General features: G+C 64.5%; 15 protein-coding genes, 1 tRNA gene and 2 pseudogenes. 4 read left to right on the forward strand and 14 right to left on the reverse strand.

Going from position 1 to position 20,753, the window contains the following annotated elements; all coding sequences use genetic code 11:
• Nucleotides 1–151: transposase (locus tag D579_RS15135; RefSeq protein WP_018952288.1), on the forward strand; the 151-nt coding region annotated here is incomplete at its 5' end.
• Nucleotides 152–434: 283 nt separating this feature from the next.
• On the opposite strand, the gene pstB is transcribed toward D579_RS15135, so the two are convergent.
• From pstB to D579_RS0113240, 7 genes are all read right to left on the reverse strand, one after another.
• Nucleotides 435–1,265 carry a phosphate ABC transporter ATP-binding protein PstB gene (pstB, locus tag D579_RS0113210; RefSeq protein ID WP_018145415.1) on the reverse strand — a complete coding sequence of 277 codons (831 nt, stop codon included), beginning with the start codon at nt 1,263–1,265 and terminating at the stop codon, nt 435–437.
• Between the two features lie 201 nt (nt 1,266–1,466).
• On the reverse strand, nt 1,467–3,134 hold the full coding sequence (gene pstA, locus D579_RS0113215) for a phosphate ABC transporter permease PstA (RefSeq protein ID WP_018938038.1): 1,668 nt from the start codon (nt 3,132–3,134) through the stop codon (nt 1,467–1,469).
• Nucleotides 3,135–3,161: 27 nt separating this feature from the next.
• Nucleotides 3,162–5,432, reverse strand: a complete 2,271-nt coding sequence (locus D579_RS0113220) for an ABC transporter permease subunit (protein WP_018938037.1) — start codon at nt 5,430–5,432, stop codon at nt 3,162–3,164.
• 211 nt (nt 5,433–5,643) lie between these two features.
• A complete protein-coding gene (locus D579_RS0113225) occupies nt 5,644–6,618 on the reverse strand; it encodes a PstS family phosphate ABC transporter substrate-binding protein (protein WP_018145418.1) in 975 nt (324 codons plus the stop codon).
• Between the two features lie 299 nt (nt 6,619–6,917).
• Entirely contained in the window at nt 6,918–8,240 is a 1,323-nt protein-coding gene (gene phoR, locus D579_RS0113230) for a phosphate regulon sensor histidine kinase PhoR (protein WP_018952289.1), read from the reverse strand.
• Nucleotides 8,241–8,255: 15 nt separating this feature from the next.
• On the reverse strand, nt 8,256–8,945 hold the full coding sequence (gene phoB / locus D579_RS0113235) for a phosphate regulon transcriptional regulator PhoB (RefSeq protein WP_018145420.1): 690 nt from the start codon (nt 8,943–8,945) through the stop codon (nt 8,256–8,258).
• A 162-nt stretch (nt 8,946–9,107) separates the two neighbouring features.
• Nucleotides 9,108–9,893, reverse strand: a complete 786-nt coding sequence (locus tag D579_RS0113240) for a 3',5'-cyclic-nucleotide phosphodiesterase (protein ID WP_018952290.1) — start codon at nt 9,891–9,893, stop codon at nt 9,108–9,110.
• A 251-nt stretch (nt 9,894–10,144) separates the two neighbouring features.
• Between D579_RS0113240 and D579_RS0113245 the strand changes: the two genes are divergently transcribed.
• A tRNA-Ala gene (locus tag D579_RS0113245) sits at nt 10,145–10,220 on the forward strand.
• Between the two features lie 1,234 nt (nt 10,221–11,454).
• Here the strand turns inward: D579_RS0113245 and D579_RS0113250 are convergent.
• A complete protein-coding gene (locus tag D579_RS0113250) occupies nt 11,455–11,658 on the reverse strand; it encodes an AlpA family transcriptional regulator (protein WP_018176572.1) in 204 nt (67 codons plus the stop codon).
• 554 nt (nt 11,659–12,212) lie between these two features.
• Between D579_RS0113250 and D579_RS0113255 the strand changes: the two genes are divergently transcribed.
• Nucleotides 12,213–12,599 carry a hypothetical protein gene (locus D579_RS0113255; protein ID WP_018176573.1) on the forward strand — a complete coding sequence of 129 codons (387 nt, stop codon included), beginning with the start codon at nt 12,213–12,215 and terminating at the stop codon, nt 12,597–12,599.
• Between the two features lie 921 nt (nt 12,600–13,520).
• On the opposite strand, the pseudogene D579_RS14965 reads toward D579_RS0113255, so the two are convergent.
• From D579_RS14965 to D579_RS0113275, 4 genes and pseudogenes are all read right to left on the reverse strand, one after another.
• A pseudogene (locus D579_RS14965) lies at nt 13,521–13,715 on the reverse strand (LexA family protein); the annotation flags it as partial.
• Nucleotides 13,716–13,900: 185 nt separating this feature from the next.
• A pseudogene (locus tag D579_RS14320) lies at nt 13,901–15,156 on the reverse strand (FAD-binding domain-containing protein).
• Nucleotides 15,153–16,112 carry an NAD(P)/FAD-dependent oxidoreductase gene (locus tag D579_RS0113270; protein WP_018952293.1) on the reverse strand — a complete coding sequence of 320 codons (960 nt, stop codon included), beginning with the start codon at nt 16,110–16,112 and terminating at the stop codon, nt 15,153–15,155. The pseudogene D579_RS14320 and the gene D579_RS0113270 overlap by 4 nt, the downstream one beginning before the upstream one ends.
• A gap of 6 nt (nt 16,113–16,118) precedes the next feature.
• Nucleotides 16,119–16,892, reverse strand: coding sequence for an SDR family NAD(P)-dependent oxidoreductase (locus tag D579_RS0113275; RefSeq protein ID WP_026289535.1), 774 nt, complete (start codon nt 16,890–16,892; stop codon nt 16,119–16,121).
• 216 nt (nt 16,893–17,108) lie between these two features.
• Here D579_RS0113275 and D579_RS0113280 point away from each other — a divergent pair, with 216 nt between their 5' ends.
• Complete coding sequence (locus tag D579_RS0113280) at nt 17,109–18,680, forward strand: deoxyribodipyrimidine photo-lyase (protein WP_018952296.1); 1,572 nt, start codon at nt 17,109–17,111, stop codon at nt 18,678–18,680.
• 203 nt (nt 18,681–18,883) lie between these two features.
• On the opposite strand, the gene D579_RS0113285 is transcribed toward D579_RS0113280, so the two are convergent.
• Entirely contained in the window at nt 18,884–19,783 is a 900-nt protein-coding gene (locus D579_RS0113285; protein WP_018952297.1) for a histone deacetylase, read from the reverse strand.
• 16 nt (nt 19,784–19,799) lie between these two features.
• Nucleotides 19,800–20,558, reverse strand: coding sequence for a bifunctional 2-polyprenyl-6-hydroxyphenol methylase/3-demethylubiquinol 3-O-methyltransferase UbiG (gene ubiG / locus D579_RS0113290; RefSeq protein WP_018939072.1), 759 nt, complete (start codon nt 20,556–20,558; stop codon nt 19,800–19,802).
• Between the last annotated feature and the right edge of the window lie 195 nt (nt 20,559–20,753).

A 20,753-nucleotide genomic window follows, 5' to 3' on the forward strand; every position in this document is an offset into this window, starting at 1 on the left:
GGAGCATCCGTTCCATGTGCTGAAGAACCTGTTCGGGTATCGCAAGGTGCGTTACCGGGGCCTCAAGAAGAACACCGCGCAGCTGCACAGCCTGTTCGCCCTGGCGAACCTGTACCGTGCGCGACGATGGGGACTCCTGCCGCAGGGGTAGTGTGTCCGCAGGACCGGAAATCGCCCCTGTAACCGCCAAAAACGGCGGTTACAGGGGCCCAGGCCGGCCGTAATGGCCCCAGTGCCCTTCCAAAAACGCTTCGGCGGGGCACCGAGCCGGATGCAGGCCCATTGATCAGTGTTTCCCTAAGTGAGGACATACGGGGTTGTTGCCCCATTTCCAGAGTGTTGGTACCGGCATGGGCCTTGTCGGCCTGTTTGTAGCGCTTGCTCTCGCACAAAATGGGGCACCAACGCGGAGGTGTAGATTCATCCGTGTCTCCCTAGCCGAAGCGGCCGGTGATGTAGTCCTCGGTCTGCTTCTTGGCAGGCGAGGTGAACAGGGTGTCGGTATCCGCGTATTCGATCAGTTCGCCCATGTACATGAAGGCGGTGTAGTCGGAGACGCGCGCGGCCTGTTGCATGTTGTGGGTGACGATGACCAGCGTGTAGTCCTTCTTCAGCTCGATCATCAACTCCTCGATCTTCAGCGTGGCCAGCGGATCCAGCGCCGAGCAGGGCTCGTCCAGCAGCAGGACTTCGGGGTCGATCGCGATGGCGCGGGCGATGACCAGGCGCTGCTGCTGGCCGCCGGACAGGCCGAAGGCGTTCTCGTGCAGGCGGTCTTTCACCTCATCCCACAGCGCGGCGCGCTTGAGCGACTTCTCCACCACCTCGTCCAGCTTGCGGCGGTTCTTCACGCCCTGCAGGCGCAGGCCGTAGGCCACGTTCTCGTAGATCGACTTGGGGAACGGGTTCGGCTTCTGGAACACCATGCCCACTCGGCGGCGCAACTCGGGGACATCCACAGATTTGTCGTTGATGTCCGCGCCGTCCAGGCGGATGGTGCCCTCGATGCGTACGGAATCGATCAGGTCGTTCATGCGGTTGAAACAGCGCAGGAACGTGGACTTGCCGCAACCGGAAGGCCCGATGAATGCCGTGATGCGGTTCTTCGGGATGCGGATGTCGATGCCCTTGAGCGCCTGGTCCTCGCCGTAGAAAAGTTTGAGGCCCTCCGCGGTCAGGCAGATGTCCTCTCGGTCGAGGCTGAGGCCGCGCGGGGCCTGGTTATTCTGGGCCACGTTGAGGGCGTGGGTCTGGGTGTCACTCATTTCGGGTACTCCATGGGGAATGGGGTTCGACGCATCCCGGCACCGCGAGGGGGCGGAAAAGCACCGTCATTGCGAGGAGCGCAGCGACGTGGCAATCGGTTTGGGTGCCTCCGGCGTGTGGGGTACCGGAAGCCGATTGCCATGGCCCCTGCGGGGCCTCGCAATGACGATGTATGCGAGAGACGTTGTGCATGTCGTATCTCAGTCACTGTCGGCGCGGTACTTCTCGCGCAGGTAGTTGCGGATCGAGATGGCGGTCAGGTTGAGCACGATGATCAGCATCACCAGGATCAGGGCGGTCGCGTAGACCAGCGGCCGGCCGGCCTCGACGTTCGGGCTCTGAAAGCCGACGTCGTAGATGTGGAAGCCTAGGTGCATGAAGGCGCGATCCAGGTGCAGGTACGGGAAGTTGCCGTCCACCGGCAGGCTGGGGGCCAGCTTGACCACCCCGACCAGCATCAGCGGGGCCACTTCGCCGGCCGCGCGCGCGACGGCCAGGATCAGCCCGGTCATCATCGCCGGCGCCGAAAGCGGCACGATCAGGCGCCACAGGGTCTCGGCCTTGGTCGCGCCCAGGGCCAGCGAGCCGTGGCGGATGCTGGCGCCGATGCGGGTCAGGCCTTCCTCGGTGGAGACGATTACCACCGGCAGGGTCAACAGCGCGAGCGTGAGCGAGGCCCAGATGATCGCCGGCGAGCCGAAGGTGGGCGAGGGCAGGGCGTCGCGGAAGAACATCTGGTCGATGTTGCCGCCGACCAGGTAGACGAAGAACCCGAGGCCGAATACACCGAACACGATGGAGGGGACGCCCGCAAGGTTGTTCACCGAAATGCGGATGATGCGCACCAGCGGGCCCTGCTTTGCGTATTCGCGCAGGTAGATCGCGGCCAGCACGCCGAACGGGGTCACGACGATCGACATGATCAGGACCATCAGTACGGTCCCGAAGATCGCCGGCAGGATGCCGCCTTCGGTGTTGGCCTCGCGCGGATAGCCGGTCATGAACTCCCAGAAGGTGTGCACGTAGTGCCCGAGCTTCTGCGGGATGCTCATGTCGTTCGGCCACCAGGCGTTCACGACATCCGCCAGTGCGATCACGGATTCGGCGCCGTCGGCGGTCTCCATCAGGATGGCGTAGCGGCGCAGTTCGCGGCGCAGCTCGTTACGCTCGTTTTCCAGCTCCGCGTACTGCTCCTCGAGTTCCGCGCGTTCGGCCTGCAGTTCCGCCTCGCGCTCGGCGCGCTCTTCGATCGACAGCTCGGTGGCACGCTCGATACCGCGCAGGGCAATGCGAATCTGCTCGATCTGGAAATTGATCGCGCCGATGTCCACGCGTTCGATGCGTTCGATCTGGCGGACCAGGCCGCGGGTCTCGGGGATAACCGCCTCGAAACGCACGCGCGCCTCGTTGCCGGTGGCCACGGCCGCGTCGTCCACGCGGAACTCGCGAACAAAGCCGTAGAAGTTGCCCCACTGCAGGCGTTCCAGCACCACCGCATCGCGAGGCATCTCGCGCTCGCCCATGAAGTCGTCCAGATACCAGCGGAAGTCTCGCGAGTCGAGGTCACGATTGCCGCGCTTGACCAGGTGCCGTACCACGATTTCCTGGCCTTCGGGCACGTCGAAGCCGGCGTCGCGCATGGCCTGGGCGGTCATTGTCTCGGAGCGCTGGAACTCGCCCATGACCTGGGTAGGCTCGCTTTGCTGCGCCGTCTGGTATTCGAACTGGGCGACGTTGGACGGCCAGAAGAACGACAGGCCGTTGACCGCAATCATCAGGATCAGCCCGAAGACCATCACCAGCGAGGTGGCCACCGCGCCCGCATTCAGCCAGATCCAGGGGGTGCCGGATTTGAACCATTTATTCATCGGATCGAGACCTGTCTGGAATGCGTTTTAAAGGGAGGCGTACTTGTTGCGCAGGCGCTGGCGCACGATCTCGGCGACCGTGTTCACGAAGAACGTGAGCGCGAACAGCACCAGGGCGGCGAGGAACAGGATGCGGAAGTGGCTGCCGCCGACCGCGGCCTCGGGCATCTCGACCGCGATGTTGGCGGAGAGCGTGCGCATGCCCTCGAAGATGTTGAAGTTGACCACCGGCGAGTTGCCGGTCGCCATCAGCACGATCATGGTCTCGCCGACGGCGCGGCCGAAGCCGATCATGACCGCCGAGAAGATCCCCGGGCTGGCGGTCAGCAGGACCACGCGCACTACGGTCTGCCAGGGTGTGGCCCCCAGCGCCAGCGAACCCTGGGTCAGGTGCTTGGGCACGTTGAACACGGCATCCTCGGAAATCGAGTAAATGGTCGGGATCACCGCGAAGCCCATGGCGATGCCGATCACGAGGGCGTTGCGCTGGTCGTAGGTGATGCCGTTGTCGGTCAGCCACTGGCGCGCGTCGCCGCCGAACATCCAAATCTCGATCAGGGGGCTCAGCGTCACCGCGAACCAGCCCACCAGCAGGATCACCGGGATCAGGATCGCGGCCTCCCAGCCCGCCGGTATGAATGCGCGGACCTGCTCGGGGAGCACACGGGTCCAGACGAAGGCCATCAGCAGCATGGACAGCGGCAGCAGAATCAGGATGCTCGCGACGGCGGGGAGGTTCGCCTCGATGAACGGGGCCAGCCACAGCCCTGCGAGGAAGCCGAGGATGACCGTGGGCAGCGCCTCCATCAGCTCGATCGACGGCTTGGTGAGCGTGCGCATGCGCGCCGACATGAAGTAGGCGCTGTAGATTGCCCCCATGATCGCCAGCGGGGTGGCGAACAACATGGCGTAGAAGGCGGCCTTGATGGTGCCGATGGTCAGGGGGATCAGCGAGAACTTGGGTTCGAACTCGTCGGTGGCCGAGGAGGATTGCCAGACATAGTCGCCACCCGAGCGCCCCTCGTACCAGACCTTCTGCCACAGCACGTGGAAGGAGACCTCCGGATGACGGTTCTCCAGGCGCTGCAGGTGCCAGTTCTCGGCCTCGTCGATCGCGATCAGCAGGCGGTTGCGCGGGTCCACGTACACTCGATGCAGCGCCTGATCGGTAATCTGGCGTTCCACCAGGGTGCGCTGCGAGGTGGGGTAGTGGATCTTGATCTGGCCGGTTTCGTCGGCGGTCAGGAAGCCCTTGCGGATGTATTCGGGCTGGGTGTTGGTGATGGCCCCCGCGTGCGCGGGAAACTCGCGCACGCGGGTGATGCGGTTCACGTTGTCGTCGTCACGCACCAGCATGTACTGGGTGACCGATCCGTCCGAGCCGCCCACGACGATCGACACCGTGCCCAAGAGGTACTCGAGCGAGGTGACTTCGGCATCGTCTCCGCGAATCACGCGCTTGCTGTCTTCCAGGGTCGCGTTGGCCGGACGACGGATGTCGTAGGAGTGCAGGCGCCCCTGGTCGTCGCCCACGAGCATGATGCGGCCGGTGATGTCGAGGAGGATGCGGGTGGCCGTGCTGCCTTCGGGCAGGGCGGGCATGTCGTAGGCACTGCGGCGCACCTGGGTCTCGCCGGTCATCATCGAGGTGGTCTCCTCGAACTGGACCAGACGGATGTGGCCGTCTTCGGTGGTGGCGGCGACACGAATACCGCTGGACCCGCGCTGGATCCCGACCACGCTGATGGCGGGGCCATCGCCGTCGATATCCAGCAGTGCGGAGTCTTCGTCACCCAGCGGGTAGACCACGCGCGGGTCATATTCGCGGCCCTCGGGGGTGAAGCGCTCGTTGTATTCGTACTCGATGGCGAGGACCTGCCCGTTGTCGAGGCCAAGCGCCACCAGGCGGGTACGCGGCTCGGCCGCGGTGAAACTGGTGACCCGGACGTCATCGGGAATCGGCAAGGTCTGTTCGCGCACGATCTCGCCGGTATTCGGGCGGAAGAACACGGCACGCCGGTCGTCGGTGATGCGCACGGCCATTTCGCGGTGGCGATTCACCGCCAGGTGCACGGTGCGGGTATCGGCGCCGCCGGGGGCGGCGTACTCGGTCAGGGGGTCGAGCTTGGCGCCCTGGAACATCGGCAGGGTTTCGCTCAGCAGGTAGACGAACATGAGGGTGAGGGCGCCGACCACGGCGATCCCGAAAAACCCGATCATGTAGCGCGCGGAGCGATCCTTGGTGCGGCGCCAGCGCTGGAAACCGGCGAGACGCGGGGCGATGGTGGCGGTGGACATGAAGTTCCCCTGAGAGCCGCCGCGAAGGGCGTGCAAAACCATTGGATGTCGGGCGTGATGCTACGGTCGCTATGTGACAGGGACGTGACATCCATGTGACGGCTGGTTGACCGGTGGGCGAGGTAGGCCTGCGCACAACACACAAAAAAGGCCGGAACCCTTGGGTCCCGGCCTTTGCACCCATTCCCTGGGCGCGGGTACTGCGCCCGGTTTATTCCAGACCGAGGTTCTTGCGCTCGCGCTCGGCGACCGTGGCCGGCAGTGGGATGAAGCCGTCACGCACCACGACCTCCTGGCCTTCCTTCGACAGCACCATCTTCAGGAACTCGGCCGCGCGCGGGGTCAGGCCGTCTTCCGGGTGCTTGTTGACCATCACGTAGAGGAAGCGGGCCAGCGGGTAGTCACCGGAGGCGGCGTTCTCGCCGTTCGGCTCGAAGTAGTTGCCTTCTTCGGTGCCCAGCGGGATGGCGCGCACGCCGGAGGTGGAGTACCCGATGCCGGAGTAGCCGATGCCGTTCAGGGACTCGGAGACGCCCTGAACCACCGAGGCGGAACCCGGCTGTTCGTTGATGGCGTTTTTGAAGTCGCCATCGCACAGGGCGTGCTGGCGGAAGTACCCGTAGGTGCCGGAGACGGCGTTACGGCTGTACAGGGTGATGTCACGGTTGGCCCAGGAGCCTTCCAGTCCGAGCTGACCCCAGCGGGTGATGTCCTCGGCACCGCCACAACGACGGGTGGAGGAGAAGACGGCGTCGACCTGATCGATGCTCATGCCTTCGATCGGGTTGTCGCGGTTCACGAACACGGCGATGGTGTCGATGGCGACCGGCACGGCGGTCATCTCGTAGCCGTGGCGCTGTTCGAACTCGGCATGTTCGCTGTCACGCGGCATGCGCGACATCGGGCCGAAGTCGGCGGTGCCTTCGGTCAGGGCGGGCGGGGCGGTGGAGGTGCCGGCACCCTGGATCTGGACGTTCACGTTCGGGTAGAAGCCCTGGAATTCTTCCGCCCACAGGGTCATGAGGTTGTTCAGGGTGTCGGAACCGATGCTCGACAGGTTGCCGGAGATGCCGGAGACCGTCTCGTAGGCCGGGATGTCGGCATCGACTTCAGCCGCGGCGGTCAGCGGGGCGATGGCGAGGGCTGTGGCCGTGGCCAGCGCGAGGATGCTTCGCTTCAACAACATGGGTGTACTCCCTTGGGCTTGCTTGAGGTTTTCAAGGCCGAGTGGCTCGGTCCTTGATGACGAATTATCGGGAGCGGTGCTTGCAGTTGCGTGACGCGCATGTGACAGCCGCGTGACATCTGGCCCGGTAGGGATGGGGCCGGGTTCGTGGGGGTGATTACTTCGTTGCGCTTGCAATGACGGGTATTGGTATAGGTCATTGCGAGGAGCGAAGCGACGCGGCAATCGGTCCGAAAGGCCCATGGGTTCGGGGCGTTTGCGGACGATTTCCACGGGCCCTGCGGGCTCTCGCAATGACGTTAGTTGGAGGGGCCGGAGGGTGCGGCGCGGCGGATGCGGGTCAGGGGGAACAGGCAGGTGAAGCGGCTGCCGCGGCCGACCTGGCTTTCGATGGCGAGGTGGCCTTCGTGGCGGGCGAGGACATGTTTGACGATGGCCAGGCCCAGGCCTGTCCCGCCGCGCGACTGGGTGCGTCCGGCATCCACGCGATAGAAACGTTCGGTCAGGCGCCCGAGGTGATGGCTGGCGATGCCGGGCCCGGTGTCCTCGACGCTCAGGCGTGCGCCGTCGTCGTCGGCGCGCCAGCGCAGGGTGATGGTGGTCCCGCCGGGGGTGTACTTCACGGCATTGAACAGCAGGTTGGCGCAGGCCGAGCGCAGTTCGTCCGGGTTGCCCTGGAACTCCAGTTTGGGGTCGGCGTCCAGCACGATCGCGTGCGCTTCCGTGCCCGAAAGGATGCGCGCCTCGTCCGTCAGCTTCTGGAACAGTGGGAACGGGTTGAACCAGTCCTGCGGGCCGGTGGTTTCGCCGGTCTCCAGGCGTGAGAGCAGCAGCAGGTCGTCCACCAGCAGTTTCATGCGCTCGGACTGTTCGCGCAGCATCTGGACCGAACGCGCGAGCTGAGGCTGGTCCTCCAGTTCGTCTTCCAGGCTCTCGGTGACGCCGTAGAGTACGGTCAGCGGCGTGCGCAGCTCGTGCGAGACGTTGGCGATGAAGTCGCGCCGCATGACCTCCAGGCGGTGCAGGTGGGTGGTGTCCCGGGCCAGCAGCAGGTACTGCGCGTCGCCATAGGGGAGCATGCGCATCTCCAGTTGGCGCTCGCTGTCCAGCGGGGAGGGCACGGTCACCCGCGCGAGGGACTCGCGGGCACGTTCCATGAACGTCAGGAACTCCGGGTGGCGCAGGAGGTGGGTAATGCGCTGGCCCTCGTCACGCGGCCAGTGGAGCCCGAGCAGCTGGCAGGACATGTCGTTCAGCCACTCGATGCGCAGGTCATCGTTCAGGACCACTACCGCGTCGGGCATGGCCTTCGCCGAGTCCCGGTAGCGCTCCAGCAGCTGGCGCAACCGATGCACGCGGTTCTCGTGGCGTCTGCGGCGGCGGTAGAGGTGGTCGAAGATCACGCCCCACAGGCCGCGCACGTCCGGTGGGTCGGCACGGCCGCCCCGGCGCAGCCAGGTCTCCAGCCACAGCAGGTTGGCGATGTTCCAGGCCAGTGCAGCCCCAAGCAGAAACGCCAGGGTGGGCCAGAACTGGCCGGTGGCCCAGCCAAGCGCCAGGAGCGGCAGCGCGATCAGCAGGCTGGTAATGAGGATGTCGGGCCAGGTCTTGCGGGGCTGCACGGGGACCGCCGAAGGTCAGGGAAGCTGCGAGAAACGGTACCCTGAACCACGCACGGTTTGCACCAGGTGGTCATGCCCGGTGTCGGCCAGCGCCTTGCGCAGGCGGCGGATGTGTACATCCACCGTGCGTTCCTCCACATAGACGTTGGTGCCCCAGACCTTGTCCAGCAGCTGTTCGCGGCTGAACACCCGATCCTGATGGGTCATGAAGAAGTGCAGCAAGTTGTACTCGGTAGGGCCCATGCTGATGGCCGCGCCGTTGCCGGTGATGCGATGGGAGACGGGGTCCAGACGCAGGCCCTCGATCTCGATCGGTTCCTCGCTGGTGGTGGGCGAGGTGCGGCGCAGCACGGCCTTCATGCGCGCGACCAGCTCGCGCGGCGAGAACGGTTTGGTTACGTAGTCGTCGGCGCCGACATCCAGGCCGCGCACGCGGTCTTCTTCCTCGCCGCGGGCAGTCAGCATGATCAGCGGGATGTCCTTGGTGACGGGGCTGGTCTTGAGCGTACGCGCCCAGTCGATGCCGCTGATGTCCGGCAGCATCCAGTCCAGCAGGATCAGATCCGGTGGGTCTTCCAGCAGGAGGGATTTTGCCGAGCGGACATCGCCGGCCTCGCGGACCTCGTAGCCCGCCTTCTGGAACGGCACCTGCAGCATCTCGCGGATCGCTGCATCATCTTCCACCAGCAGAATTCGAGTGGCCATGGCCCCGTCTCGTGATTACCTGATCCGCATTAGATAACAGGGATGTTACAGGCGTGTGAACGGGAGGTGGTGCGGTGGCAACCAGCCTGTGGCGTGTTCGGGCGGCTCGCGACCGATCGGCGCAGCCCTGCGGGCCTCGTGAGGACGAGCGATGAGTAGCCGCTAAGGGTGGGCGCCGAGTTCGAAGCGTTCGTCGCCGTGCAGGAAGATCATGCCGTCGTGGTGCGGCGAGCGGGCGAGCTGCTGGCGGATGGCCTGTTCGTGGCCGGGCTTGAGATGGGTAATGGCAATGCGCGGGCGGTGCTGCAGTTGCGCCAGGTCCTCGCCCAGGTGCTGCGGGGTGTAGTGCTTGGCCAGATCCGCCATGCCCTCCATCTCGTCTGGGAGGCCGGTCTCGATCATCAGCAGATCGAGGTGGGGCAGGGCGTTCAGCGCGGGCCAGAGCAGGTGCGAGGAGGTCGTGTCGCCGCTGAAGGCGAAGGCGGCGCCGTCGCTGTTGGTGACGCTGTAGCCGACCGCGGGCACGGTATGGCGGGCGGGCAGCACCTGGATCTCGCGATGTTCCACCGCGATGCTGTGACCGGGTTGCAGCGACTCCAGGCGGATCAAGGGCTGATTGGGCCGTGGCAGACGGGTGAAGTCCGGCCAGATCACCCAGTTGAAGACGTGATCGCACAGGGCCTTGAGTGTTGCCGGGAGGCCGTGAACGTGGACGGGCGGGGCATCCGGGCTGTAGACCATATCCGCCAGCATCGGGAGGAAGGCGATATGGTCCAGGTGCGAGTGGGTCAGGAAGACATGGCGAATGCGCCGCAGCTCCTCCAGGGTCAGATCGCCCACGCCACTGCCCGCGTCGATAAGGATGTCGTTATCGATGAGGATGGATGTGGTACGCCGGCCCGGGCCAATCCCGCCACTGGCGCCAAGGATGCGAACGGACAGACTCATGTCGGACAGTATATCGAGCGAGCAGCGGGCCGTCGTGTGGCCAGACCCGCGAGCCGGAGGCTGGGGTCGGTCGCCCCGGGTCGTTGGATGTGGGTGACGGACATGCCCTAATGCTAGACCGGGTCCAGGCCCAAGTTCCGTGACGTGCGGCGCGAAAAGGTGATCCCGAGGCATGGCGGGGCGTCTCGCGAATCTTGTGCGGGCGGGGCTTCCCGCCACCGGGTGGAGTTGCTAGAATGCGCGTCCTGTTTGGGGCGGTAGCTCAGCTGGGAGAGCGTCGCGTTCGCAATGCGAAGGTCGGGAGTTCGATCCTCCTCCGCTCCACCAAACACCCCAGAAAATCAGGAAGTTATAGGGCAAAAAACGCCATATATACCATCCTGTGTGCCATTCTTAGGAACGGTAGGCCCCGCCGGTAAATTACTGGCGGGGCTTTTCTTTTTTGGGCCCTACGCTTCCCGAGGCACGAAAACCGGGCCAACAGGTAACAATTGACCTAGACGCCCCGTCCGACTTGTAGATTCTGCTGGACCGTCTCGCCGACGACACGGCCGAAGTGCTGGACACATAGACAAAACAGGCCCTGGCCATATACGAAACCGGGGTCGGCCGAGCGCAAGAGGCATACCCGTGGCGCCAAACGGGGGTGCGTGCTCGACCGGGCTGCGGGCAGATCCACGGCCGCCCTGTGTTCGCAATGCCTCTTTGCCCTTTCCCGCAGGTTCCTATCGGTCAGCGTAGTTGTCACCAGATCCAAGCAGTCGTAGTGACTCTGCTCCGCGCTATCGGATAGCGGTTCTAAGTCCTGCGTGGCCGGGGCTTCCTCTTTCACCCCTGAAGCACTGACCCAAGTGAAAGGGGCGCGTCAGCAGCAGGTCGGTGATGCGGCGGTTGAAGCTTACGACCATACCGTTGGTCTGGGGCCCTTTGGGGGCGGATCAGACGGCGGTCGATGTCTTTCTCGGCACACAGCCGGTCGCAGGGATGCTCCCCGCCGGCTTCCGCTCTCGGGCGGCGCCAAAGCGACCAGTAGATTTCTTTCGGTTCTCGTACAAGGCATGGCTCATATGGCAAGGAGCGTTGCACAGCCGCTTTTTCGGAATACTTGTCGCGGCCTCGGCACTCTGCGAGCCCTCTGGAGCGCCAGATAGACCAAGCGACTGGCGCGGTGGATGGCGATGCACTGATAGCCGGACGATGGTCGGCCATCTGGGGTATGTGTCTGAGGCCCACGTGCAAAGCCTGGGATAAATTGCCGAAACGGCTCGTGCGTCGTCTCCGCCGCCTCCTCGGGCTACGTCCCCCGCGGGGCTCGCAGTGTGCCCACGCCCTGTCGGGGCGAGAAGTCGGCCAGGGCCGCCCACCGGGTACCAACTCACACGCCACGAACACCAAGCCATCCAGGGACAGCGAGCCAGTTGGGGTCGTTTACCTGGATGGAGCTTCACGCCCCTCTCCCTGCATCTCTGGCGCGCCTCACGCTTCCGAATGACGCGTGCTCGCCGTGATGCCTGCCCACGCCGTTTGCAACCACGCGTGCCCCAACACTTTAGTGCCCTGATCACTCTGCATCTTGGTTGGCAGGCAGCTTATCGATCCAGCGTTCAATGCTGGAGAGGCGCCATCTGACGCACCGAGCGCTGATTCGACGGGGAGCCGGAAAGGCATCGCGCTGGAGCAATCGATAGATCGACGCTCGCGACAGGCGTGTCATGTCGCATACGTCGCGGATGGTGATTAGCGTGTCGATTTGTTTCGTATCCATTTTCGCTTTCCTTTTCGTATCTTTGGGCTTTCCTTGGCTTTCTCGGCTTCTCCCTAGATCTAGGGCTTACCGTTGATACGCGTACTACCGTGCCCGATTTCGATTAATTCTGCATAGGTCGTTTTTCACGTAGTGCGGCTGACGCGCACAGTGGTCTCTGAGAGCCTTCAGTCATTTCGTCTCCTTGGGGTTCTAGACCTTACAAGAAATGGACAGTGATGATTACTCGGATACGTTGGTCTCCTCCATGCCAGACGGGCAGGACGAAACCAACAATCACGAGGGATAGCGATATGAAGACATATAGGTTCCAAACAGCTCCAGCGACTATTGGGATGGGGCCATCCGCCGGATGGTGGCGCAGCTATAGAGTGGCGTTGAGCGATGGCCGGTCGATTTTCATCAACGCCTCATCGAGTCACGATCACATGCTCTATGACCTATCCAGTGGGGTGAGTTCGGGCATTTTCGCGCAACGGATATGCGCACTCCTTGGGCTGGATTATCGGCCCTGCAGTTGCACGGTGCGGAAATTGTGTTCGGGGTCAGCCTCGATGGTGATAGAGGCTTCAGTAATCGAGCATAGGGTCGAACTCGTTGTCAGCGAGATTGATCCGACCTTGGTTTCCGGCGAGACCTACGCACTTTGGGGGTTAGCGGCGGTGATCGCAGAAGTGTACGTGGAGCGGGCCCTCCACGAGATCGGCCAGGAGATTACCAGCATCGGCATGCCTGATGCGGAGGCAAAGGAGATACTGGGATCCGCGCTGGTGGTATGTCTGCGCTCGGTGGCGCGCGAGTGGGAAGGGAGCCCCAGTGGAGATCTGGCCGCTGCTGTGCACTCTGCTGTGACCGGGGATTGGGTGCTCCGCGATGCTATGTCGTCGGTTGCTGCCGATTACGTCCGGGCGCAGCAGGAGCTAATCGATGCAATGGCATGAGGCGGAATGGATATTGGGGTCGCTCGAAGCGTCTTCGGCGGTGGGGATCGACTACGACGGACGAGTGATACACGCCATAGCGGTGATGACTCCGAGTGGGTATGAGTGGTATCGGTACTCGAAGGAACCAAGGATAGAGGATATGCGGCGATGTCTATGGCGGGCTGCCACACGATGGAGCCGACCAGATGTGCCGCGGGACACGATCGATCGGGCGATGTGGTTAGCGGAATACGAATTGGGCCGCGGAATCCATGCGATGCCATTGGCCTATGGCGTCGTTGCCCTCCACCGTCGACTTCTTCTCGCGGAAAGGCCCGCTGAGGTCGAAGGCCTCGGATTGGGTCTTTCGTTCAGGGGAACTGACCCCGGGTTCTGTCCACTGTATTAACTATTTGGAATGATGACCCATCATTCACTTTAGGTTTTGGGCGGACGATCCGTAGCCTAGCCACCCCGAATGTGCTCAACTTCCATCATTCCCTTTAGGCCTAAAGTGAAACATGGAAGTTGAGTCATTTCGAAAACGGAGAATTTGACACAAGGGGCAGAACTTCCATCATTCACTTTAGGCCTAAAGTGAATGATGACCGCTGTGTCATTTCTGTCTGCCGAATCATTCGCGAGGGGCAGGACTTCCATCATTCCATTTAGGGCTAAAGGGAATGATGGAAGTCCTGCCCCTCGCCTGAGAATCATTGTCATGCGAGTTTCGCGCCCGCGAAACCACCGTCGAACCCTCCCGTGGTACCGTCTTTTTGCGCGTCCATTTCTCGCTTTTTAACTCTGCTTTCGAGGGCGCCAGGGCGCCTCGTGTCTTGGTTGGTTTCGCGGCCGCGAAACAGATGGCTCGCAACCAATTTTGGTGTGGGATCCGACCAGTTTCGCGGCCGCGAAACTCAGACGCAGGCAGGGAACAAATTAGGCCGAGTAACGCCGCATTAGTCCGACGAGTACCCCTTGGATTTGCAGCTGTTCAGGGACGAGGGTGAGCGGAGGATACGCTGGGTTCGCTGCGTGCAGCAGGACCTGTTCTGGCGTTTGCTCGATGCGCTTTAGGGTGGCTTCTTCGCCATCGATCAGGGCGACGACGATCTCGCCGTTGCGGGCATGGCTGGGTGCGCAAGAATCACGGGGGGCAGACCTTGACCTTTGCCTCTCCCTTGGTTGGTTGCGTCAAGTTGTGCAGAAGTGAGTCGGCCATGTTCGGTTGGTCGGTACGTCCCGGCGCGATCGAGAGCCTCGATCAGGAGCGATACCTGCTGAATCGAATGCTCCCCACCTGATTGGGCTGCCTGGCGCTACAGGTTGTTCCGGGCGAGCAGTTCGGGGATCTGGCGTTTGAACCGGAAGAATCCGTGGGTGGCATGGGGCCAGGCGAGATCGTCCCACATCCGGCGCAGCGGAATGACCTCGATTCCGTCTTCCGCCAGCTCGTGAGCAATGACATCCAGGGCGTCGGCCAGGGGCCCGACAGGCGCCTCCGGTGTGGCGATGGTAGTCACGCCGGCGGCGGCACACTGCGACCGGAGGGTCTCCGCATGGAGTTGCGGGAGAACGGTTGCGGGCTGCTGTAGGCTCTCCCCCGCGCGCCGCGCCGCATCCTCGGCTAGCGTGTCTACCCAGTGGCCAGTCGCGGCCCCAAAAGGCCAGGGCATGTCAGGGTGGCCGCGCCGGGCGACGGCGATTGCCGCCACGTCGGTCTCTTTCGGCAATACTTCCTGACCGCTGAAGTCGTCGCCATGCAACAGGAGGAGCACACGCCGGCCGCGCGGCAGGGTCCGCGGGCCCGGAAGGGCGCTGGCGGGAGGCGGGGTTTCGTCGCGGATCGCGGGCGCTTCAGACGTCAGACCCTGCGGACTGAACCGGTTATCGGTAAAGCGGGCAATGTTGTCGGTCGTTGTGACGTAGGTCTTGCCCGGCGTCTGGATGCCCGCGACCCAGCGCCAGCCCAGGGTGTTGGAGGCGGGGTCGGCATCGAGCAGATGGCGCAGGAAGAAGTCCGCCCCCAGCGTCCACGGAAGCCGCAGGGTGAAGATCCAGATCGACGCGAACCACATACGCGCGTGGTTGTGCAGATACCCGGTTGCGACCAGTTCACGGGCCCAGTGGTCGAATCCGTCGACTCCGCTGCGCCCGGACTCGGCCGCGGCGACGGCCTCGCGCAGGTCATCGTCTTCGGCGAGGCGTGCACGGTCGATATCGCGTTCTTCCAGGAAGGCCTGCCAGACCCGGGGGCGCATCTGCAGCCACCCTTTCCAGTAAGTACGCCAGAAAACTTCCTGGACAAACTTCTCGGCCGCCTCTGGTGAATGCCGGGCCAGGACCCGTGCGATCACCTCGTGTTCGCTGATGCCCGGTGGCGGATGTAGGGCGAGAGCAGCGATACGTTGTCGCGTCTACCGGGCCCGAGATCGCGGTTTCGCTGGGCCGCATAGTGATGCCCCGCGCGGGGCACAAAATCCGACAGCCGCTCCAGGGCGGCCGCCCGTGACGGCGGGAAAAGGTCGGCGCGTCCGTCTGGTGCGTCGCCGTCGGTGTCGACGACGCCGGTCATGGGGTGCCCCTGTGCGGGGTGGGAAGGGTCTCGTGGACCGCGTCTGCTAGGGCCTGGCCGCTGTCGAATGCCGACTCGACGCGCGGCCCCAGGGCCCAGTCCCCACAGGCGCCCAGGCGCTGCCCGGGGTCCCAGAGGCAGGGCTGGCCGGCGGCCTGCTCGACCCGCGCGTACAGCCACCGGTGGACCTGATGCTGGAGCAGGCGGGCGGAGCCGAGCAGGGGCCGCAGGGCGGTCAGTAGCGGAGGTGCCAAGTGATCCGGCTCTTCCTGGATGTGCTCACGGGACCAGTCGGGGCTGGCGTGGGCCACGAGGGTTTCGGATTCCGTGTCTCGGCCGGGTTTGGTGCCGTTCCGGGCAACCCAGACCAGCGGCTGCCCCGAGAATTCGCACGATGTTTCGTGCAGGTCGGTGGAGCCTTCGACGGCGGCCAGCAACGCAATGCAGGGGGCATAGCGAACGCCCGCAAGCACTGCAAAGCCGGTTCCGGCGGTGGCCGCCAGTTCGCTGGCCTGCGGTGCGGGCAGGGCGAGCAGGACTGCGTCGAACGGACCCTCAAGGTCGGCATGTTCAGGCATCGACTCGACCTGTAGATACCAGACCCCGTCGGAACGTCGAAGGCCCTCGACTCGGGAGTTGCGACTTACCTCCAGGGGCGCTGCCAGGGCGCCGGCCGGGGCCGTCATGTCGGGGTGGCCCACGAGCCGGTCCGCTCCCCAAGGCGCCACCACACCCTGCTCTTGCCAGGTCTTTACCTGACGGCGAAAGCCTGCCCCACGAGCGGTGAAATACTGGGCCCCGTGATCGAAGCTCAGGCCATCCGTGCGCCGCGTGGCCATGCGCCCGCCGAGGCCCCGGCTCTTCTCCAGCACGAGACAGTCATGCCCGGCATCGTGCAGCCGCCGGGCGGCTGTGAGCCCGGAGATCCCGGCACCAATGATTGCGATGCGTGCCAAAACCCTTCAGCCGCCTGTCGGGACCATTGGGCGCACGCGGGAGAACCCGCCGTCCACCGACAGGACCTGGCCGGTGACCCATTCAGCCTCGTCGGACAACAGCCATGTGACGGCCCGCGCGAGGTCTGCCGCCTGCCCGTAACGTTGCAGCGGATACTGCGCCACGATCTGCGCCTCGGCACGTGGGGAGGCAAATAGCCGTTCGGTGGCGCCCGTCCGCGTCAGTCCGGGGGCAATCCCGTTGACCCGGATGCCGTGGCCGGCGTAGGTCGCGGCAGCGGCGGGGACCAGGCTGGCGATCGCGCCTTTGGCCATCGCAATCGCTTCGTGATTGGAGACGCCGATCTGGGCGACGACCGAGCTGAACAGAACCGCGCTACCGCGGGGTTCGTCCGTCTGGAGTCGGGCCTTTACCCAGGCGCGCAGGGTGTAGAAGGCGCTGTCCTGGTTGGCCGCCATGCAGTCGCGATACTGCGCCTCTGTGGTTCGGTGCAACGGGGCCAGCAGCGCGCTGCCGGCACAGTGAGCGAGTCGCGCGGGGGGCTCGCCGAAATGGTCGGAGGCTCGGACCACGGCCGCATCCGCGCCTTCAGCGGTGCTGACATCCGCGACGATCGTGCATGCCTCGAGGTCATCTGGAAGCTCTCTGCGAAGGGCTTCCAGTGCGTCGGCGTCGCGCGAGACAAGAGCGACCCGGTCATTTGCGGGATCGAGTGATCGCAACAGTGCGCTTGCCACCCCGCCGGTTGCGCCGGTCACCAGTGCTGTCCGTTTGTTCATCGCGCGTGGCTCCTTCGGTTGATTTTCGTGGGGAGAGAACAAAGCGTTCGTCCTGTCGCCGAAGGGCAAGTTCAACGGGGGGCAAGCAGCCCCTCAGCGGGATGTCCTTTCCCCGCGCACGAACCCCCGAGCGGCTCCGGCGGTCTGCACTGCAAGAGAATATGCGGACGACGTCGATGCAGGCCCGTCCAGTCTCGCCCTTCGGAGCCCTGACAGATGCCCGAGCCCCTCCACCTCGTATGGTTCAAGCGCGATCTGCGCATTGATGATCACGGCCCGCTCCATCATGCCGCACAGGCAGGGCCCATACTGCCGCTGTACATCGTGGAGCCAGGCTACTGGGAACTACCGGATACGAGCCGGCGCCACTGGGATTTCATTCGGGCCAGCCTCCTGGAACTGGACCGGGCCTTGTCCGATCTCGGTCGACCCCTCATCGTGCGCGAGGGCTCTGCGGTGGAGGTGCTCCAGCAGCTTCTCGAAGAGATCCCGGTTGCGGCGGTGTACAGCCATCAGGAAACCGGAAATCGCTGGACCTATGACCGTGATCTTGCGGTCGCACGCCTGCTGCGCGATCGGCGTATCCCGTGGCGCGAGTACCGCCAGCACGGCGTCGTTCGCGGCCTGCACAACCGCGATGGCTGGGCGTCTCAGTGGGAGGATTTGATGCGCGAACTCCCCTTTAGCGCACCTCGGGCCCTCGCCGCCGGACCCGCGGTGGCGGGTGGGGTGGACCGCCTGCCACACCCTCCGGCAGGGGTTGCGGCCGACATCGCGATCGATCTGCAGCCCCCGGGGTTGCACGCCGGGCGCCGGGTTTTGCGCGACTTCCTGCGCGAGCGCGGAGAGCACTATGCCGGCGGTATCAGCAGCCCCGCACGGGCCTGGACCGCCAGTTCGCGGCTGAGCCCCCACCTGGCTTACGGCACGGTTTCGTTGCGCCGTGTGCTGCAGGCCTCGCGCGAACGTCAGAGGCAGTTGCGCGCACCGCGCGGCCTGGATCGCCGGCAGGCGGCATGGAAGAAATCGCTGCGCCAGTTCGAGGAGCGGTTGCACTGGCACTGTCATTTCATCCAGAAGCTGGAAGATGCCCCGGACATCGAGTTCCAGAACCTGCATCGTGCCTGCGATGGACTGCGCGAAGACGCCTTTGATGAGCACCGTTTTCGTGCCTGGCAAGAGGGCCTCACGGGATACCCCCTGGTTGATGCGTGCATGCGCGCCTTGCGCCATCACGGCTGGATCAATTTCCGTATGCGCGCGATGGTCGTCGCGTTCGCCTCGTATCACCTCTGGCTCCACTGGCGCCGGCCCGCGCAGCATCTGGCACGCATATTCACGGACTACGAGCCCGGCATCCACTACAGCCAGATGCAGATGCAGTCGGGAACGACGGGTATCAACGCCCTGCGCATCTACAACCCGGTGAAGCAGTCGCTGGATCAGGATCCGGAAGGCATGTTTATCCGCCAATGGGTACCGGAACTGGCGCGAGTACCGGGCGACTGGATTCACCAGCCCTGGAAGATGACAGAGGGTCTGCAGCGTCAATCCGGCTGCCGCATCGGCCGCGACTATCCGCTGCCGGTGGTGGATCACGAAAAGGCGGCGCGGCTGGCACGTGAACGGTTCAAGTCGGTGCGCGGGACCGGAGATTCCCGTCAAGAGGCGGCTGGTATTCATCAGCGGCATGGCAGCCGGCGCCGCCCTTCTGCGCGTACCCATGGCCGGACGAGGCAGGTGTCTACGCGGGAGCAGATGGATCTGTTCCCGGACCCGGATCCGTGAGCGCCTTCCGGGGTGCGGCTTCGGTGCGCGTCGAACAGCACGGCTGTCGTGCATGTGCATGCGGTAGGGTAGGGTGTCACGGCCGGATCCGGTAGGCCGGGCTCGCTCCGTCGATCGTCACCGGTACCGGTCGACGCGTTCGGTGTGGCGCCCGGAGCAAGATGGGTGTTCTCTTTCTCGATCTTTCTCGGTCTCGGTCTCGGTCATAGGGACACGGCGGTCCGATGGAGAATCGCATGGCGGTCGGCAAGCGCCGTGATGTCGCGGTCGTAACCCCCGCCGATCACCGCTGCCACTGGCGCGGCTCTCTCGCGACAGACCTGCAGCACGTGCCGGTCACGCACCTCGAGGCCCGCATCGGTCAGCTGCAGATGCCCCAGCCGATCCGCTTGGTGTACATCGACGCCGGCGTCGTACACCACCAGGTCCGGGCGCATGTCGTCGATCAGGATCGCCAGGGTATCCCGCAGGGTGGCCAGATAGGCTTCATCGCCGGTACCGCGGGCGAGTTCAATATCGTGGTCGCCGGGTGTCTTGCGCGCCGGGAAATTGGTCCCCGCGTGCATGGAGAACGTCACCACCTCGGGGGTGTCCGCGAAGATGGCGGCCGTGCCATCGCCCTGGTGGACGTCGAGGTCGATGATCAGCACACGCCGGACCCATCCCATGGCGCGCGCATGGGCCGTTGCGACCGCAATATCGTTGATCAGGCAATACCCGCTCGCGAACCCCGCGTGGGCATGGTGAGTGCCGCCGGCGGTGTTCAGGGCCAGGCCGTCGCTCAGTGCGGCCTCTACGGTGAGCAGGGTGCCGCCCGTTTCCAGTCGCACGCGCTCCACCAGCGCTTCCGACCACTGGAACCCGCTGCGCCTCTGGGCGGCCTTGCTGGTCTGGCCGGATAGGAAGGCATTCAGATAGGCCGGTGTATGCACGCGGGCCAAGGCCCTGCGAGGGGCGATCTCCGGTTGCAGCCAGTCGAATGTTGTGTCGGCCAGCCCGGTCTCCAGCCGCTCCCGCAGGACCCGGAACTTCGCCATCGGGAATGGATGCCCATCCGGCAGTTCGATCGTGTAGCTCGGATGATGGATCAGCGGAAGCGCCATACAGCGAACTCGCCCTTCAGGCTTCGGGCTTCCGTGCCAGCAGCATGTAGTTGACGCTCATGGATCGCGAAAGCCACATCCGGCGGGTGAGCGGATTCACCTTCACTCCTGTCTGCGAGACGGGCTCCAGGCCGTCCCGTGCCAGCAGCGCCCGCGTTTCCCGGGGCGTGACAAAGCGCTTCCACTGATGGGTGCCCCGGGGCAGGATGCGGAACAGGTACTCCGCCCCGACAATCGCCACCACGAACGAGACTGGATTGCGATTGATCGTGGCCACGAAGGTGTGGCCGCCCGGGCGCAGCATGCGGTTGACGCTCGCCATGAACGCGGGCAGGTCCGCCACATGCTCCACCACCTCCATGTTCAGGATCACGTCGAAGGCCTCGCCACGCCCGGCGAGGGCCTCCGCAGTGTTCACTTCGTACTCGATATCCAGGCCCTGCTCCGCGGCATGAAGCCGCGCCGCGGCGATGTTGCGGTCGACCACGTCCACGCCCAGTACATCCGCCCCCAGGCGGGCTATGGCCTCGCTCAGCAGCCCGCCGCCACAGCCGATGTCGAGCATGCGCAGGCCGGCGAGGGGTCGCACGGCCTCTGCGTTCCGCCCGAGCGAGCGGCAGAGTTGGTCACGGATGTAGTCACTGCGCAGGTTATTCAGCACGTGCAGGGGCCAGAGTCTTCCATCCGGTTGCCACCACATCTCGGCAAGGGCGCGGTAGCGTTCCACCTCGGCGGGATCAACGGTTCGGTCGTGTTCCACATTCGGAGAGGTCATGGGCTGGGTCGCTCGCCATCGGCACAAAGGTCTCTATCCGACCACACGCCGCCGTTTTTGATCGCAGCGGTTTTGTGTTTCATGGGGGTCAGACCTTGCCTTTTGCCTCTCCCGTGACCCGGGGACAAGAGGCAAGGTCTGACCCCGAACTCTCCCAAGGTAGACCCCGAACTCTCCTCGAACTCTCCACGCGCC

This window comes from Thioalkalivibrio sp. AKL12, assembly GCF_000377925.1.
Taxonomy (GTDB): Bacteria; Pseudomonadota; Gammaproteobacteria; order Ectothiorhodospirales; family Ectothiorhodospiraceae; genus Thioalkalivibrio; species Thioalkalivibrio versutus.